This window comes from Thermococcus aggregans (assembly GCF_024022995.1).
Lineage (GTDB): Archaea > Methanobacteriota_B > Thermococci > Thermococcales > Thermococcaceae > Thermococcus_A > Thermococcus_A aggregans.
In genome coordinates this window covers 405,759-424,160 of the sequence record NZ_CP099582.1, presented here as the reverse complement: position 1 = coordinate 424,160, position 18,402 = coordinate 405,759, and the positions used below count along the sequence as shown (strand labels likewise).

The following is an 18,402-nucleotide window of genomic DNA, read 5'->3' as shown; positions in this document are numbered from 1 at the left end:
CAAAAAAACAAAACGTTCGGAAACTTAAAAGACTTTCCTCATAGGTTTGGAATACTACAAGGATAATCTGCAGGATACTAAACTTAGGCTGTGAAAGTGTTTTGGAAAAAAGAATTAGACTTCATTTAAAGTGGGAACTCACAAGTCTCTATAATTGCCCTATTGTATCCATCGTTGTGAGCCTCATCTACGGGAAGTTTCTCTCCAGTGTCGGGATACCAAAATCCAATGCGAATTTGATAAGTACCTTGAGCTGGAATTTTGACTATGTATGCTTCGTGGATTATTTCTCCAGGTTTCCAACTTGAAGTGGGACACTTTCCTCCACAAGGTTGGTGATCCTGTTGAAAAATAATGTTCCCTTTTTCGTCGGTAAAGTGCACAAATATTTCATAATCTCTTTCTATGGGCGAATTTGTTCTCCAGTAGTATTCAATTAAAAGCACATGTTTATCATGCATTGTTTGATAAATGCACAAGCCTATAAGTTCTATTTTCTGAGCAAAAATAGGCTTGGAGATTGAACATCTCTTTTTCGTTATATCTGTTGATAAGTTCGAGAGTAAGAGTGTGTAGTTTGAGCTTCTTTTATAAAGAATTCCTTCACTATCTGGAAATTGGAATCTGTTAATTCCTATAAAGTGTCCGCTACTATTGTTATAATGAATGAACAATTCCCTGGCTTTCAAAGTATAATTAATGGCCCACGGTTCAGCTAGAAAGCCTCCCTCAGTGTAAAGAACATAGTCTGAAGCAATGGAGAGGAGATAGTTTTCTTCAATAGGTTCTATAACCTCGATATTACATCCCCTAAGCAATGCCATATACCTTAACGGCCAAGTTATCCATGGATTATTGGCCAGAACATATAATTTCTTCTGAGTTTGGGGGCAACCTATTGCCGAAAGAATATCATCGATCTTCCAGTCCTTTTCTGTGGTTTTCAAGTAAGCTCCCCATTCTGAATGTCCAAATGCTCTACTTTCGTAAACTCCAGTAAAGTACAATTTTCCCCCATTTATTGCAATTAAAGAGCTTTGAGTGATCGATGTTGGTTGGAGAGCACCAAGAAATGTCAAAACATTAAAAACCCCAGAGATCCCAAGAATAACTGTAATCGAAATGCTTAGCACTTTTTTGTTCTGTCTTACCAAACTTTCAGTACCATAGGAAACCAACATAGCCAAAAGTGGAATTATTGGCATTAAAAATCGGGGAGCTTTATTCCGGGTTAATGTGAAAAGAACGTAAGAGAAAATTAACTGGAACAATAAAAGATTTGTTAGCGTATTTTGTCTTCTTTCCTTACAGACATAGAACAACACAATAGTAAACACAACAAACCCCAGCAGACCGAGATAATAATTAACAAACACCCAAAGGTAGTACAGAATTGATTGAAATGAAAACACTTCTGGGTCTCCTTCCAAGGCACCACTCACTCTACTGTTGTATAATAGTGCGGGTATTAACACTTTCAAGTTTGGCAAGTACCACCACGCCGAAATCACAAAAGCCACCAAAACAAAAAGAGCAAAATTGCTAAGTATCTCACATTTTAAAGTCTCCTTGTGAACACAGTTGTTCTTGAATCCCTTTATTAACCCATACAACACTGGAACAGCAATGAAAAACGGAAAAGTCCATTTGCACAGCAAGCCCAAGCCTGCGGTTATCCCAGCGAGAATTGAGTACTTTCTCGATTTGAATTCCTCAGCTCTTAGAAGAAAATACCAAGCAACTGTAACCATTGCAGTTAGCGTTAAATCTACCATGAAAACTATTGATTGATCAAGCACTATCGGAGAAGTCAAAAGAACAAGAACTGCCAAAAAGCCTGATTTTTTTATGTCTAGTATTTTGGAGAGTTTGTAGATAGAGTAGCTAATTAATCCAACTGCTATAAGATTCACGGTGAAAATTCCGACTTCGGGGGATTCCCCAAAAATCACATATCCAGGAATTGCCAAAAGCTGGGGAAATGGTGGGTAATATCTATCTGCAAAAATAAGGGGAGTGAGACTTAGGTCTCTCAATGCGCGATAATATTTAATGCTATCCATGAAATGGATTGCCTGATCCCATATTAGGGGTGGGATGCTTTTAATGAATATTTGATAGTATACAAGAACAACGAAGGATGCATAGGCAATAAATATCAAAAACACCTCACTTTTGTTTTTGAATTCTTCACGGAGCGCGTTCATAGGCCTCGAATACCAAATAAGCTGTATTCCTTTAAAATGTTTGTGATAGTTTTTAGAACTTCGAAGAATTGCAAAAGGCAAAAGAAGAGAAAAAGGAAGTTTGAAAAAGGCTTTCAGCCTTTGTAGACGATTGTAATGGTGTCTGCTGGGTTGAATCCACTGTCGTCGGCTGGGTCGAGGATTACTACTGGTTCGCCAGCATCACTGTCAGTCCACTTGCCGACGATCCAGCTGACTTCTGCGTAGTCGGCGAGGTTTGGATAGATTGTGTTGGCGAAGTAGTATGCTCCTGCGAGTGTTGAGTCGGCATCAGTACCGTAGATTGTGACTACTAGTGCGCCTGTCTCATTGTCTTCGAAGAGCTGGATGATGAAGTATCCTTCGGTGACGTTGTACCAGACTTCTGGGGCGCTCCAGGTGAGGTTTCCTTTTGGAGTAACTATTGTGATGTTTTCGCCAAGTACCATGTGGACTGGAGCAACTGGCTCGAAGGCTGCTGTTACCTCGTTAACTGCCGGACCACCGACTGAAACAACAACGTCCTTGTCTGTTAGCGCACTCATGTCGAGCTGGGCGTCAGTCCTCATGAGGAACTTCTCTGGTGGAACTGTCTGGGCTATGTATGCTGAGATTGCGAATGAATCACTGCTGAGAGCATCACTACCGTAAACCACGTACACGTGCTCAGCCTGCTGGACTTTTTGCTTATAAATTGCAAGGCCTGTGGATGGAACTTCTCCAGTAAGTTTGACGTCTGCTGTTGCTGTTACGAATGGTTTTACTGTTACATAGGCATATCCTTTTGTTTCGGAGAATTCCGCAACTACTAAGTATTCTGTACCCTCAGAACTGTAAACTGGAATATTGTCAATTGAGTAGTGTCCATCTTCTGCAGATTGCGTGATTAATTGATTGCCGTAGTAGTCTGTTGCGTTAACCCACGTTCCGTTAACTTTTATCTTGAGGTACACTTTAGCTCCTGGAATCTGCATTCCTGTGATGTCTGTGACATCTCCTGATACTGAACCTGTTCCTAAGAATGTAACTGTTATGTTGTTACTACTTGGAAGTGCTCCATAGGTGGCACTAACTGTAGTGCTACCTACTAGTTGAGCTAGTTCTTCAGGTAACATATCAGCTGTTGCTTTTGATTTAACAGTTACTGTTGCAGTACCGCTCTCATCAGTTGTAGCATTTTCTGGTATGAGATCTGCAATTGCTGAATTGGTGTGGTAGAATTCTATTGTAGCATTTGGATATGGAACTGGCTCGCTCGGAAGTTCTCCGATTTGGGCAGTAATGTTGGTGATGATCTCTGCTTTCTGCTCCTCGGAAAGGAAGTCTATGTCCATTATCCATTCCTCGAACGGAGCAAACTGCTCTTCGAACTGCTCGCTGGCGTTCATTATCCTTAGTAATGCCTGTATTGTAAATTCTGGCCCTTCTTCTCCTTCTTTGATGAGCTTCTTGTCAGTTTCATCAAGCAGGCTCAATGTGAGGTTGTCTGGAACAATTTCGATTGTAGTGAAGTTAGTGAGACTATCTGCTAACTCTGTTTCAGTTGTAGCTCCAACATATATGGCGTTTATTTGGAAGGATGATGATGCCTGTTCGATGTATAGCAGTCCTGGATACATTGGCGGTTTGTAGACGTAGGTTACATCATACTTATCAGCAGTCACAGTGATGGTCCAGTTGTAGTATCCGTTTGACGTAACAGAGTGCTCATAATCTGCATATGTATCGGCTACTGGTCTGATAACTTCACCATCCCGAATCTCTGGGACTTCTAATGCATTGTGGACATTTTCGGGTACTGCTATAACGTAACCCCATTGCCACCATGCCCACTCATACTCGCCACCGCCAGCATATACTCTAAACGCCACTTCATCCTCTCCTGCATCTGCTTTTACTAGTTCACCTGTTATGGGGTCGTAAACTGGGTAGTACGGGATGTCTGGTCTTTCCAGTGGGGCATCGGCCCAAGATATATAGATTACAGTGGGTTCATCAGGTGTTTCAGTAGTGTTTTCAATCCTAATGTTCGCATACACCCATGCAACTTCATTAGGCTCTGGAGCTCTTACATTTAGCACTAATGCGTCGGTGTGGTTGTAGATGGTCGCAGTAATGCTGTAGTTTCCTGGTACTGGAGCTATGAGTACTTTTCTAAACTCTGCCATACCATTTACTAACTCAACTGGGCGTGAGTCTGGTCTAATTATTGTTTCATCCGAGAATTCAATTGTAATATCAACAGGACCACTTATTGGGGCGGTCTCATTAGTTGTTGAGTCTATTGTCCTAACCTCAGAGTATACATTCCAAGCTGCTCCCGCAACGATTTCATCTGGGATAACATTAACTTCGATGTACCACTCCCTGACTTCAAAGGTTCTAGTTATGGTTGCTCCAAGAGATGCATCACTTATTATCACCGTGTAGTTACCAGCATCAAGCGTGACGTCCTCGATAATTATTTCGCCATCCTGATCAACTGTGGTAGTGTAGTCAGTGTCGTTTATCGTGACGGTTATATTCGGATTGTCGGAGATAGACTCGACGTATATTACGAAGTCCGTTGGAACGTCTTCGTAGTATGTTCCGCTTATCTCGGCATCAAGGGCGAGCTCGATGGGTATTTCATAGGTCTCTTCGAAGTACGTGAAGTTTGTGGCCGGGTCATATAGCTTGACCACTAGAGGAACCACGCCGCTACTGTTGAATACGAACTTCTCGGGAGCCCAAGTGAAGTCAAACGTGAAGGTGTTGCTTCCACTTGAGCCTCCACCAATGCCTAGCGTTGGAAGCGAGGCCTCAAATGTTATATTGGCAGCACTCGCGATGCTGGCCGGAAGGTCAAGGACAACACTTCCAACGAGGGGCTCGTTGGCGTATCCGTTTGGCAGGTAGTAGAACGTCTTTGGTTCGTAGTCCACATTAACTGCCCACTCCTCTACTGGGATGAAAATGGCTACTGTATTAATGAGGTAATCTTTGTAGTAGACTTCGACGGTTCCGGTGACATTTTCAGTTGGATCAGTCAGTGATATTGTAACTTCTCCCATGCCGTTGTCACTTCCGTAGTTGGTGCTGACGGTAACGTTAAGGTCGGCTGCAGTAACTGGAACATCCTCGTCCGGATGGCTGTCAGTTGGCTCAGCATTTACCGTGACATCAGTTGATATACCCCAGTAAATCTTGTCTGGAATAACGGTTATGGTGGCGTTCCATGGAGTGACTGGTATGTTTATGGTGGTACTGTTAATGAGGTAATCTTTGTAGTAGACTTCGACGGTTCCGGTGACATTTTCAGTTGGATCAGTCAGTGATATTGTAACTTCTCCCATGCCGTTGTCACTTCCGTAGTTGGTGCTGACGGTAACGTTAAGGTCGGCTGCAGTGAGTGGGACACCGTTAGTCGGCTCCACCGATACCGTGAGAGTGTTGTCAACATACTTCCAGACCGTGACGTCCTCGATGTTTATGATGGCACTCCAGTCGGTGACTGGGATTGTTGTAGTACCTCTGATGCTTGTGTTGGTCAAGTCGATGACGTGGATGGCTATTGGTGTGAGGCCGTTAACTGGAATCTCATCAACTGGCAGAATGTACATGTATTCGTTGGTAGAGGCAGTTGTGTTGACTATCACAGTACTACCATCTGCGTCATATACGAGTATTCTCATGTAGTGGGGACCGTTGTCCGGGGTAAGGCCTCCGTTAGCATCTCTGTTGTAGTACTCAATGGTAATCTCCATTGCGTTCGGGATGTATTTATAAACTGGGGTTGACTCTGGTGTGGCTGTTACTTGTATCACCTTTCCGACGTAGTCTTCTGGAACCTTTACTTCTACCGGCATCCTCACGGTCTTACCGCTGAGTACATCGGTAACTGTGACCCAAGCGAGTCCCGGCATCTGTGGTGTAACGTTCTCGAATGTCACTATTCCCTGGTAGCCGCCCTGACCGGAGTACCAGTCATCATTCTGCTCAAGTGTAAGGTTCTTTGTCTCAACATAGCCATCGGGGAGTTCAATTGTAACTGTGACATCTCTACTTCCTGGACCGCTTTCCCAGGTATCGCCAAAGTACAGTGACTCCGCTACGAATACGTTGAAGTTGACGCTCTCGCCTTGGATGAGCTCCTCTGGGGATACGTCCACGAAGATACCCCAGTCCTTGACAGGTATTTTGAAGCTAACGCTCTTGTCAAAGCTGTCGGTGTATGTCACTACAACGAATCCTGGCTCTTTGAATAGGAACGTCTCTGGGAATGTAAATATGGTGCTGGTATCATCTGAGACGACCGTCGAATTGGTAAGCACTGTACCATTTGGAAGCTGTAAGGTTATGTTGACGGTGGCGTTTATCGGACAAGGCTGGGTGTAGATAACATCCAGCGTTAGGCTAGCCGGAATTCCAACGTAGAACTTGTCATCAGTGATGAAGTACGTGTCTGGGTAGTGGGTAACGGTGTAATCGTAATCAAGACCCCACTCTCTAACTTCAATGGTTACGCTGTTAAATTCTTGGTAGTTTTCGTCCCACACTTCAATGGTAACGACTCCACTCTCGTTGAAGTTAACCGGAATGATAACCTCGCCGGTGTTATTGACGACATTTATAGTGCCGTTGTGTATTTCAACGTCGTTTAGGAGGATGCTGTAGTTTGCTGTTGAAGCAATGTTGTATGGGCTGACTGGATAGTTAACCGTTATGTTAAGGGTCTGGTTGAGACCCACATAGAAGTATGCACACTCTACGCCATCACAGGTTATGGTTGGGGTTATATTGATGTCCCATGAAGTTATGTTGAACTCGAGGGTGGCAGTTGGGGAGTACATGCTCATGTTTGCATAGAGGTAGTAGGTACCTCCTTCTTCCAAGGTAATATCGCTCATACTGAAGGAAGCATTTCCATTGATCATAGTGGTAGTTGTGTTGTATGTAGAGTTCTCTGCTAGTTCAATGTAAACGTTATCATTGACACTTAAGAGTGCACCAAAGTCCGTATATGCAATTACATTTCCAGTTATGTTGAATGGAAGCTTTGCATATGGTGGATATGTCAAGCTGAAGTCGGTAGTGTAGTTAACATCAAACTCAATCCACCAGTTGTGGACTTCTGGGCCAGATATTGTCTTAGTTAACTTGTTTATAGTGTCCGCTACAGTTATCTCAACAGTTCCAATACTGTTTGAAATCAAGTTCTCGAATGTTACACTGCCAATACCATTGGTTAGGGATATTATTGTGGTATTATCTGTGCCGTCTGGGAGGTAGACTATTGCAGTAACATTACTTGGAGCACCTACACTACTATCTGGGTCATATGTCACGTTTACTGTCAGATTGAAGGGTATCTCTTTAAATGCCATGTCATACTTCCATGTTGTATTGTAGTACGGCACTGCCGATGTAACAGTGTATGTTACGTTGTATGGGAAGAGAACTGGAAGGGTCTCATTTGCCGTTATCTCGTACAGTGGGTCATAAAGCACAATAATTGCCGTCTCAGCTTCCTGAGGAAATCTTAATTCAGGCAACTCAATATGGGCAGTTCCATTAGTTACTGGGAATCCAGGTATATTGCCATCTGGTGTCTCATAAAGCTTAGTAGCAGTGCTTATCTCATTGTAGTATACTGTAACTCGGACGTAACTGTTCGCTGGTTGGTCATAAGTGACGTTTAAGGATATGTTCACTGGTAACCCTGCAAATATCTTGTTATTGGGGTAATTTGTACCAACTGTTGCGCTTATAGAAGTTGGAGCTGCAGCACTTACTGGAACTAAGAACCCTGGCACTGCTGTTGCTAGCATTAAAACTGCTAGCAACACACCTAAATATTTGCTCTTATTATTATTCATAAATCCTTCACCTTACCTTACTTCTTTTTTCAGAGGCCGGCCTCTGAGAGGCCAATATGATTTTATACTTTCAAACATTATAAGCCTTTCGATAATTGTTCATTAATGACTTAATTACCTCATTAATGCTTGTTACTAAGGGTAATTGTTTGATTAAGGGAACTATTGAATAATTCCAAACTAACTGTTACATCTTGTACATCTTATGTTAGTTATTTTTATCAAACTAGTTATTATGGCGATAGCAGTTAATTGAGTATGTTGGGGGATATTCCCTACTTGTTGACGACATTCGTATGGTATAACTAATGTAACAAAAAAAATACAACATAGTACTTTGTGCTTTTCACGGCTTTTTCACATCCTACTCTACAGAACTAACTCTCGCAATCCAAAGGTCAAGAGATTAATACTAAATTAACTCACCTACTTCGGGCCATTAATACTCTCAAATTGTCTCGTAATATTCGATTCTCTCACAAAAAACTTAAAACCTAACATTCACAATCTATTCTGGTATCTCGCTCATGTTTCCTGTCCAAATCTATATCATTGGGAACTAGGGGAGTTTCTCCTTTAAGAGAAGCACGCATCTTATGTTTGGCAATATGAGAGAACCTCTTCAAAGCCTTTGGGTTTCTCATCAGATTTTTCATAGCATTTTCAAGGGACTCTTCCTTGAGGTCTTTCAAAATCACTCCATTTTTTCTGTCATCCACTAAGAACTTTGCCCCAACATAAGGTGAAACGATTACCGGGGTACCAAAAGCTAGGGCCTCTGCAACGACCATTCCGAAGGATTCAGGAAAGGTAGACGGGAGAACAAGTAGCTTGGCCTTTGAGTATATTTTTGAAAGCTCTTCATCTCCCAAACCCCCAAAGAAGTGAACTTTCTCCGTTATTCCTAGCTTTTCTACTAGATTTTTGTATTCATCTACCATATCTCCTTTCCCGACCACCCAAAGCTTCCATTCCGGAAATTCCTCTGAAACCTCTGCAAAAGCCCTTATGAGCAGGTTTAAGTTCTTAAACTTGTGGTATTTGCCTAGCTGGCCCACGAAGAGCACTGCGTTTTCTCTTTTGCAGGTTTTGGAAAGGTTAAATTTTGTAATATCTGGCATGGGATATGAAATTCTGGAGTGGTATCCTCTGCCCCTGAAGTACTCAAACACAGTCCCAGAAACGGCAATTATTGTTGACCCCCTTAGCGTTATTCTCTCCAGAGTTAAGGAATATACGCTAGCGACAAAGTCAAGTATTTTATCTCCCTTTTTGAGCCCCACTGTGTGATAGACTATCTCAATAGGAATACCTTTTAATTTGGCAAAGAAAGATGCAATGTCTGCGGCAAAAGGAACGGGAGTATGGGTAATTACAAGTTTGCTATCCTTAATCGCACGGGCCACCTTAAAGATGAACCTCAAACTTATTGGAGTGTTTGATATTATTATTTCTGGCTTAACGCGGTAGACGGTGATTCCGTTTATCTCTTCAATCTTTTCAGTTCCTCTCGTCATGCATAAAACCTTGACTTTGTCTTTTTTTGCCAACTCTTGGGCCATATTGAATGCATACCTCTCAAGTCCTCCCCCTTCGGGATAAAAGTATGGAGAAACAACGAGTATGTGCTTCCCCATCAACGCTCCCCCTTAAGCATGTATATGCTCACAAAGAAGGAGAAGAACATCACGGATATTCCCAGAGTTGTTAGGGTAAGCACTAGCACGGCCTCTCTGAGCATAAAGAGCTCTCCATACCCGCTTGCCCTCCACTGCAGGAAGATATAGATACCTAGGATAATACCTATGAGGAACATTATGCCTCCTACCAGCAAACCTTCCTCGAGGACGGAGTACCTAATGAAAAATCCTGTCAATTTACTGGGCTTTTCAAAACCCTCCTTAACAGCGTAGACTTTTGCAGAAATGCCGAAAGACAATACCTGAAAACCGAGGAGTGTTAAGGCGCTTCCAAGTATTAGGGTATGCAGTCTTTCCGGGTTGATTAGATATGCATACCCCATGAAGAGAACGCCCATTCCCAGAAGAAATATTCCCGGAAGGAGAAAGAGATGAGAGGGTGAATAAAGCAGCATAAGTCTCAGGTGCCGCCACCCATCCCTAAAGGAGCTGAGCTTGGATTCCCCTATCCTTTCATGGTACCTTATGGGGACTTCTTCTATTCTCAGCCCTGCTTTAACAGCCTCAATCACCATCTCACTGGCAAACTCCATCCCCTTGCATTTGAGTGGCAGTTTTTCTAGGGCTTCCTTTGTTATGGCCCTCATTCCGCAGTGTGCATCGCTTATATTTGCCTTAAAAAGGAAGTTGAGTATCCATGTGAGGAGGGGGTTTCCAATGCGCCTGTGGAGCCAGGGCATTGCTCCATCGTCAATCTCACCCCTAAGCCTACTCCCCATGACAAAATCCGCACGCCCGTTGAGTATCGGCTCCAGAATTTTTGGGATGTCTTCCGGGTCGTAACTCCCGTCAGGGTCCATCATGACTATAATCTTACCTTTCGCGTTTTCAAACCCGAGAAGGTAGGCATCGCCATAGCCCTTCCCTTCTTGTCTTATAACCCTCGCACCGAGCTCTTGGGAAATTTTGGGGGTATTATCATTGCTTTTATCAACGACTACGATTTCATAGGATATTCTCATTTTACCTAAAACTTCTTTTATCTTGGGCAAAATGACCTTTATTGCTTCTTCCTCATTCATGGTTGGCAATACAACAGATACATCAACCATTTAAAATCCCCCGGTAGTATTTCTCCAACTCCTTGGCGATTAAATCCCAATCATATTTCTTTGCTACGCTTTTGGCAGTCTTTCCCAATCGTTTCTTATGTTCGTATGCAACAATTAAATGTTCCGCAAAGTCTTTTTCGCTGTTTTTACTCACAAAACCATTTTTCCATGGCACAATTAAATCTTTCGATGCGTTTAAAGGATGGTCAACAACCACAGCAGGAAGCCCAGAGGCGTTGGCCTCTAAAACAACAATTCCAAACCCTTCCCTCAACGAAGGAAATGCAAAAACTTTGGAAGATTTCATTGTTGAAATTACCTCTTCATGATTCTCCAAAAACCCCAAAAACTCAACATTGGAAGAAATTCCAAGTTCCCTTGCTAAAAGTTCGAGGTTATCTCTCTCAGGTCCATCCCCTATTATTCCCAGAGTTATGTCGGGATGCTCTCTCTTAACATGAGCAATGCTCCTTAGAAGAAAGTCGACGTTTTTGTGCCTGACTAACCTGCCAACAAAGAGGAAGTCAAAGCTCCGCTCTCCCTTCTTTATTTTGTCAATCTTTTTAAAGTCGATGCCATTTGGAACCAAGGCAGCTGAGACTCCTATTTCCTTTAGATAATCTTTAGTGATCTTGGAGACTGCTATGTGGTGCCTTGTAAGTTTTGTTAGCCCCTTCTCTATTTTCACTCCGACAATTCCAGCACTCCCGAGATAATCTTTCCAGTATTTTCCCCAAAACTCGTGCCAAGTTATGACAAAACTTGCTCCCTTTGGGAGATTCAAGCGAGAAGTATAACACGATAAATACGGGAACTCCTGACAATCAATCACGTCAAAGTCTCCGAGAGAACCTTTGAGGAGCATTTTCCAAGCAAAATAAATAGCTTCTGATATTGATCGTCTCCCTCCGTGGTAGAGTGTCTTTGAGTCTCCCACGCTTATTATTTGAATCCCATCTTTCTCGATTGTATCTTTCCCTTCCCACCATTTTAAGGTAAACCAGACGACCTCGTGTTTTCTGGCAAGGCGTTTTCCGAGCTCATAGAGTCTCTTCTCAACACCCCCTTTCACATATGGATAAACTACATCGTAGATAAATGCAATCCTCATGCCCTTTCATCCCTCCAGATAACCAAAAGCATCAAGACGAATACTGCAAAAGTTGCCCAAACTACAACATTTATAACTGCCCCTATGCTTCCATGGTAAAGCATAATGCCCAGAACTTCCATTAAAACCCCAAAAATCATGCAATAGACGATCTTAAAGTTATCAGTAGCCAGTCCATAGTTCATCATTACGTTGACCATTCCAAGAAATGACATAGCTAATCCATATTTCCAAATGTAGGGGGTTAGGGTGATGTATTTTGGACCATAAAGGACATTAAGTATGAATTCCGGGATGAAATAATAGAGCGCTAAAACCACGCCCAAGACAATCAAAGTGAACCCCAAGGCTTTTAGAAGCATTTTCTGGTTTTTGCCACTCCTAGTTGCTTTAGGTAGTACAACCAGTCCAACAGCCATTGTTGAGAACAGAGATATTCTTCCAACCACGGATATAACAGAATACTGCCCCGCAATTGCTGGGGGAAAATAATGTTTTACAAGGATTAAGTCCAAGTTCCACAGAGAAGCGTAGAAAAGCATTGCTAAAAAGGCAAACCAGCTGAATCTCAAAAAATCTCTTAGATCTAAGGACTTGGCATTTTCAAACTCACTTTCTTCAGTTCTTCTCCAAATGAACGCTAAGGTTAGGAATATTGTGAGTAGCGAGGCCAGGGGAAAGCCCAAAATGCCCCCCACAACCCCCAGCCCTTTTATGACAAGTACAGCTCCAATTGCGAATTTGAACACGGCCCAAGATGATATGCTTATGGCAAGATTACCAAATTTCTGGAGTCCCCTCAAAATACCCTGGTAAAAAGATAGTAGCATGCCGAGAGGGACAGAAAGAAAAACAAGAGAAAAGTAACTCAACTCCTGAATATTCAAAAACCCTGAAAGGGGAACAGACACTACCAAGAGTAGGAAATATAACAGAACACCTGCAACGAGGACTAAAAAACTTCCTTTACGTACTAGTTTTCTTCTGTTCCCGTATAATGCAGAAAGCTTTGTCGATGAGGCATTGATAGTATCAAACACCACGGAAACCACGTAGAGTAAAGATAACAAGGCTAGTAATTCTCCATACTCCGCTGGGGTCAAAAACCTGCCCATAAAAACTTGATAAAGGTAATTGAAGAGATTTGAAACGATTATTGCTACCATCAAAATGAATGTGCTTATGTAGAACTCATGACCAAGCAGGCGGCTAAGATTCATTAAACGCCCCCCTCAGTATTCCACTACCCGACTTAATGCAAGCATTTTTTAAGGATATCGTTGAATATAAAAAAGCCAAACCTAAAAACGCAGGTGGGATTAAATGAAATCCCTACGAAAATCTTCTCTAACTCCACTTGCCTTTCTCACGATCATAGCAGTACTTTTGAGAAGCCTCCCATTGAGATTTAGGTATCTCCTCGGTTATGATCCGTATTTTCATTTGGCTTATATTGAGGAGGCTTTGAAAGCGGGGGAATGGTTTAACTTCTTCACTCTTGCCAATGGCCCGTGGGGGTTTCAAGTTAGAGACTTCCACCCTCTTGGGCTTTGGATGACTCCTGCTTATATCTACAAAATTTTGAGTGTCTTTGGGGTTTCTCTTTACGATGCTTTTAGGATCACGCCGGTGATTTTTGGAGTTTTGACGATAATATTCTTTTATCTCGCCCTACGGAAGTTCTATGGTGATAAGAAAGCTTTCTTCTCGGCTTTGTTTTTGGCTTTGAGCTTTGGGCACGTCTTTAGGTCGATGGCAAACTACTATAGGGGAGACAATTACATGCTCTTCTGGTATTCAATAGCTTTACTTGGGATAGCATTGGCATTCAGTGCAGACAAAGAAAAATGGGGGCACAAAAGGCTACTGTTCTACTTAGTTCCGGCCTTTGCGAGCGGTTTAGCCTCAATCTTCTGGCAGGCCTATTACCCAATATTCATATTTCTAATTTTGAGTGGTATGTTATTGGCTATCGGTTCGTTTCTACTCAATGAGCAAGAGCGTTTGTTAGACAGCCTCGCTCTAATTCTTTCGACAGCACTGGGGGCATTTATAGCCAACTTCTTAGGAGGAAAATTTGGCTACGGCATGCTTGGATACACTGGAGACTTTGGAAGATCCATCGCAGCAAAGCTGGGGGTTGAATTTGGACTAATAAAGGACGCATACCTTTTGGTTCATCTTTACTACCTCGTGCCGCTGGCTCTGGTTTTTGTAATACTTTTGCTCTTGCTCTCAAAATTCGTGAAAGACAAAAAAGCAAAGGTGAGAGCTATACTCGGCTTAGCTGCAGTGTCCATTTTGATATTCCTCTTAAAATTCCCGGCATTGAAAGAGCTTTCTAGCGTTTTTGGTATGTTTGAGGGCGTTCCAATAATGGAGACAAGCCCAACAACTTTCCAAGATCTGTGGAATGCCTTTTCAATAAGCCTTTTCCTAAGTCCACTATTCCTTCTGCGCTTCCGCCCAGGGCGAGTGAAATTAGTCGATTTCCTCCTTCTGGGATTGATTATCCCGAGCCTATATATGCTCTCTACCTGGTCAAGGTTTGTCTCCATAGGCTCACTGGCTGTAGCCCTTATGGTGGGAGCAGGAGTGGTGGAAGCTTATGAACTGATAGTGTCAAAGTTGGAAAACAAGAAGGCGTATGGCGTCGTTTTAGCTCTTCTAATACTGCTCCCGACAATAAACGGGGTCTTTACATTTGAAAATGTCCTAAACACAAAGCCCTTTATGAATGAAGCGTGGGAGGATGCTTTGACGTGGCTCGGGAATAACTCAAACGAGAACGACATTGTTTTAGCCTGGTGGGACTATGGGGCTTGGATAACGTACTACTCGAGGAGAAGTCCCCTGGCTGAAATAGCACCTAATCCGGATGTTGCCCTCTACTACTTGGGAAAAAGAGATGAGAACTGGGCTATAAACCTTGGGGTGGACTACGTTATTGTGAGCTATTACGACTTCCTAAAGTTTGATGCGATAGTGCAGACTGCCAGTGCTCACCCCAGTTACAACATCAGCGAAAGATATGGGCTGGTTGTTCTGCCACTGACTTTATCTTACGGCGGGATTCTGGCCTTTGAGAGAGGGGAATACAAAATATTGGCAAAGCCCGGAGAAAAATGGGATGTCAGAATAAACCTGAATGGGAAGACAATATCTCCCAAGAAACTCTTCGTTGAGTACCATAGGGACATAACAACTCCGGAATTAGCTTACTCAAACACGAACACATACCTTTACGTAAATCTTGATTACAAATATGCGATTTTTATGAACGAGGAAGCGTTTAACACACCTCTAGTAAGGCTTTTCATCAATGCGAGTGAGCCCTATGAGCTAGTTTATTCAGATGGCGGCTTGATAAAAATCCTGAAACTCAAACACCCAAATGTGAGGATTGAAAGAACCGAAAGCAAAGTAATATTCAAGTTTGAGAACGCAGTGGGGACGAAGCTAAAAATATGGGGGTTCTTGGACAACGGGACGGCGGTGTTTGAAGGGGAATACAACGTTGAAAATAAGACGGAGCTTGAGCTTCCAGAAGAAGTAGAAGGAGATGTTGTAAGGTATGCGTATATGGAAGGTGAGAAGATACTGGACAGGGGCATCTTTAGGAGAGATTAAATCTCATGATTACCTCTGAAGTCTTTTGCCTTTTTGTATCGGTACACTTTAACAGGAATCTACCGAAGAGGAAGCCAAAGCTTTCGGAGTTCTTTGATATAATCGAAGTGGAAGAAGCTGAGGAGGACGTTGAAAAAGAGCTTTTGAAGGATGATCTTGCGGGGGATTACTAAAGAAAAGGGAATAAGTGTTAATGATGCTCTCGTTTGCCTCAAAATGAAAGAGCTAAACATTAAGGAAATATACACATTCGACAGGCATTTCCAGAACTTGGACGTTAAGGTTATTCAAGACTGAGAACTTTTTTCTTTTTAATTATTGCCTTTTAGAGCAGGGAATCGGCCTTGTTTCTCTTAAAAACTATTCAAGTTTTCCATCATAACTCTTAAATGGATTGTAAATTTTCAATCCTTCAATTCCCTTAAAGTCTTTTTCATTTCTTGTGACGAGAATTAGATCATGATAAAGTGCTGTTGCAGCGATTACCGCGTCTGGAAGCTTAATTTTATATTTTCGCCTTAAATCTATTGTCAAGTTTGCAATTTCATCCGTTAGAGGAATAACCCTGGCGAAGCTTATGAACTCCTCCGCTTTTTTAAAGCCTTCTTCAGTATGCCCACGCCATCCCAAGAATTCAATTTTCGTAATTATTGAGACATTAAATGAAGTTTTGAGAATTTCTTCCACTCTATTAATCTCTTTCTCTGGGATTGCATCGGCCAGGTAATAGATTAGAATGTTTGTATCGATTAAATATTTCTCTCCCATTCTTCCCTCAGCTCCCTGAGCTCTTTCTCGAAGTCGACCTTTAAGTTTTTGTATATCCCTCTAAACTCAGAAGGGTCAAAAAACTTTGCTTTGATTTTCTCCCAGAGATCTATGGGAATTATAACAGCTTTGATCTTTCCGTTTTTCCCATATACATATTCAATTTCTTCCACTCTTACCACCAGTAATTATTGAACCCTCAGAGATTTAAAACTTTCTCTTAGAAAAGACGCGCACCATAAATTCACCAGTATTATTCTGTGCCGTTGTCTGGTCTCAAAATTCGCCAAGGGTTCATGTAGCTTAAATCTTCAACATAATACTTGAGAAGTTTGAGTTCTCAGAGATTTATAAATCCTGATGTGACGGTATTTAATTTTGATTCCACTTTGTCCTGAATGGTGAGAATTGAATTTGAAAAAGCCACATTATAACTTTGATCCTTTCCCTAAAAGCCACTCAGAAATTATTTTAGAAGTTTTTGTTTTGCAAAGTGAGGATGGTACTTTTTCTTTTTCGATCCTTGCTCTTTTAGGGCAGGAGATCAGACAATCCATGGATTATTTCAAAGGAAAATAAAGTTAATATACCTAAATATCCAAATGGTGAGAAAATGGAAGAGCTTTGGATAATAGGCGAGTTTGAAAAGATTGCTACACTTAATCCGGAGCGTATAATCAAGCTCCTAAAAAAGATAAAAAGTTGTTTTGGGAGATCGTAGTTAGTGCATATCTTGACGGAAAGATAAGCCTAGGAAAAGCAGCAGAACTTCTGGAAGTTACCAGGGAGGAGTTAATTAAAGAATTTCGTGAGAAGGGAATTCTCATTAGGAAACTGAGCAGGAAAGACATTATAGCAGAGTTGGAAGTACCTTCAATTAAATCTCCCTAACTTCTATGTTGAGCTTCAAGCTCAAGATTGTGCCGTTTATAGCGTCCAGAATTCTCTGGGTGGCGTTTGTTTTGGCGTAGTCCCCGTTTACGGGCTCAGGTAAGGGCGGCCTCTCATCCTTGAAGAGCAAAAACCAGAGTTGCCATTTTCCGGGTTTGTCTATGCTGAACGTGTAGTTGGTTTCCCACTGGGGCGTCCAGTTGCCTTCAATGTCGACGGGCTTGTGGGGCAAGGTCACGTTGAAGTAGTCCATAAGGTACATGTTGTGGATGTGTGTCTCGTTTGTCGTGAAGTTGTAGGTCAAGTTGACGAGCCAGACTTCCACGTGGTAGGTAACGTTCCTGTATTCGTGGTTCGCTATGCCCAAAATCACGGTGGCGTTCTCCCCAACGAAGAGCTCTGTGGGGTAATCAGCTGCTTTTCCATTGGGGCCGAGGATGTAGAACTCGGTGAAAGCTTCTCCAGGCTTCGGATGGGTTATGACGTAGCCCAAAGTTGCTATTGAAGAGATTATAGCTATGATTAAAATCACGGTTAGAGCTTTGTCAAGCTTGCTGGCTTGCTCCCATTCGAGCTCCTCCTTGAGCTTTTCAATGCTTATTCTTGGAATCCATGGGTCGATTGCATTTGCCCTGCGGTAGATTGCCACAACCCCAAAGAGGACGTTGAAGACGGTTAAGCTGACGAGTATGGGGATGAGCCTTATGCCCCAGGGTGTGTAGTTGAGGCCGAGGCCTATGAGGGGAACTATCGCTATGCTTAAACCAAAGCTTAGGGCTAATCTTTCAAGGTTGTCGAGCTCCTTTTTCTCGGGGAAGAGGGCTGTTATGAAAACATAGCCCGGGAAGAAGAGTACAAAAGCCAGACCAAGGGCTTTTCTAAGCAGGCTTTCGGGATAGAAAGCGATGAGGAAGTCAAGGAAGATTGAGAGCGCAATGATCGTTATCAAATCCCAGTAATCTCTTAGGTTCATTTAATCACCAATACTAAAGGAATGAGAATGCTTAAAACGGTTTTCCCTATGCTAACGTGTTAATTTCAAGTTAAGTGAAATCGTTTGTTATAATGAACGAAAGACTAGAGCACTTTAAAAAATTTACAGGCTGTTCTTTGAGTAGTATCTTTCGAAAGATTTAGATATTTTCGTTGCATACTAATACTTAGGTG

Annotated in this window: 13 protein-coding genes; 4 read left to right on the top strand and 9 right to left on the bottom strand. The window is 42.3% G+C overall.

Annotated elements, in window-relative coordinates:
• Positions 1-125: 125 nt before the first annotated feature.
• The 6 genes from NF865_RS02435 to NF865_RS02410 all read right to left on the bottom strand — a co-directional run bounded on the left by NF865_RS02435 (position 126) and on the right by NF865_RS02410 (position 13,166).
• Positions 126-2,063, bottom strand: a complete 1,938-nt coding sequence (locus NF865_RS02435; protein WP_253305716.1) for an ArnT family glycosyltransferase — start codon at positions 2,061-2,063, stop codon at positions 126-128.
• Between the two features lie 257 nt (positions 2,064-2,320).
• On the bottom strand, positions 2,321-8,083 hold the full coding sequence (locus NF865_RS02430) for a carboxypeptidase-like regulatory domain-containing protein (RefSeq protein WP_253305035.1): 5,763 nt from the start codon (positions 8,081-8,083) through the stop codon (positions 2,321-2,323).
• 494 nt (positions 8,084-8,577) lie between these two features.
• Positions 8,578-9,720, bottom strand: a complete 1,143-nt coding sequence (locus tag NF865_RS02425; RefSeq protein WP_253305034.1) for a glycosyltransferase family 4 protein — start codon at positions 9,718-9,720, stop codon at positions 8,578-8,580.
• Entirely contained in the window at positions 9,720-10,835 is a 1,116-nt protein-coding gene (locus NF865_RS02420; RefSeq protein ID WP_253305033.1) for a glycosyltransferase family 2 protein, read from the bottom strand. The genes NF865_RS02425 and NF865_RS02420 overlap by 1 nt, the downstream gene beginning before the upstream one ends.
• On the bottom strand, positions 10,828-11,946 hold the full coding sequence (locus tag NF865_RS02415) for a glycosyltransferase family 4 protein (RefSeq protein ID WP_253305032.1): 1,119 nt from the start codon (positions 11,944-11,946) through the stop codon (positions 10,828-10,830). Before NF865_RS02415 ends, NF865_RS02420 begins: the two co-directional genes overlap by 8 nt.
• Positions 11,943-13,166 carry an oligosaccharide flippase family protein gene (locus NF865_RS02410; protein ID WP_253305031.1) on the bottom strand — a complete coding sequence of 408 codons (1,224 nt, stop codon included), beginning with the start codon at positions 13,164-13,166 and terminating at the stop codon, positions 11,943-11,945. Before NF865_RS02410 ends, NF865_RS02415 begins: the two co-directional genes overlap by 4 nt.
• Positions 13,167-13,269: 103 nt before the next feature.
• On the opposite strand from NF865_RS02410, the gene NF865_RS02405 reads away from it, so the two are divergent.
• The 3 genes from NF865_RS02405 to NF865_RS02395 are packed head-to-tail and all read left to right on the top strand — an operon-like array spanning position 13,270 to position 15,873.
• Positions 13,270-15,576, top strand: coding sequence for a glycosyltransferase family 39 protein (locus tag NF865_RS02405; RefSeq protein WP_253305030.1), 2,307 nt, complete (start codon positions 13,270-13,272; stop codon positions 15,574-15,576).
• Between the two features lie 5 nt (positions 15,577-15,581).
• The gene (locus tag NF865_RS02400; RefSeq protein ID WP_253305029.1) at positions 15,582-15,749 is read left to right on the top strand and encodes a hypothetical protein; all 168 of its coding nucleotides are present in this window, start codon (positions 15,582-15,584) and stop codon (positions 15,747-15,749) included.
• A complete protein-coding gene (locus NF865_RS02395; RefSeq protein WP_253305028.1) occupies positions 15,733-15,873 on the top strand; it encodes a PIN domain-containing protein in 141 nt (46 codons plus the stop codon). The genes NF865_RS02400 and NF865_RS02395 overlap by 17 nt, the downstream gene beginning before the upstream one ends.
• A gap of 63 nt (positions 15,874-15,936) precedes the next feature.
• On the opposite strand, the gene NF865_RS02390 is transcribed toward NF865_RS02395, so the two are convergent.
• A complete protein-coding gene (locus NF865_RS02390; protein ID WP_253305027.1) occupies positions 15,937-16,344 on the bottom strand; it encodes a type II toxin-antitoxin system VapC family toxin in 408 nt (135 codons plus the stop codon).
• A complete protein-coding gene (locus NF865_RS02385; protein WP_253305026.1) occupies positions 16,326-16,526 on the bottom strand; it encodes a hypothetical protein in 201 nt (66 codons plus the stop codon). Before NF865_RS02385 ends, NF865_RS02390 begins: the two co-directional genes overlap by 19 nt.
• A gap of 520 nt (positions 16,527-17,046) precedes the next feature.
• Here NF865_RS02385 and NF865_RS02380 point away from each other — a divergent pair.
• Positions 17,047-17,235, top strand: a complete 189-nt coding sequence (locus NF865_RS02380) for a UPF0175 family protein (RefSeq protein WP_253305025.1) — start codon at positions 17,047-17,049, stop codon at positions 17,233-17,235.
• On the opposite strand, the gene NF865_RS02375 is transcribed toward NF865_RS02380, so the two are convergent.
• Positions 17,222-18,208, bottom strand: a complete 987-nt coding sequence (locus tag NF865_RS02375) for a DUF8471 domain-containing protein (RefSeq protein ID WP_253305024.1) — start codon at positions 18,206-18,208, stop codon at positions 17,222-17,224. The two genes, NF865_RS02380 and NF865_RS02375, sit on opposite strands and share 14 nt — an antisense overlap.
• Positions 18,209-18,402 lie beyond the last annotated feature (194 nt).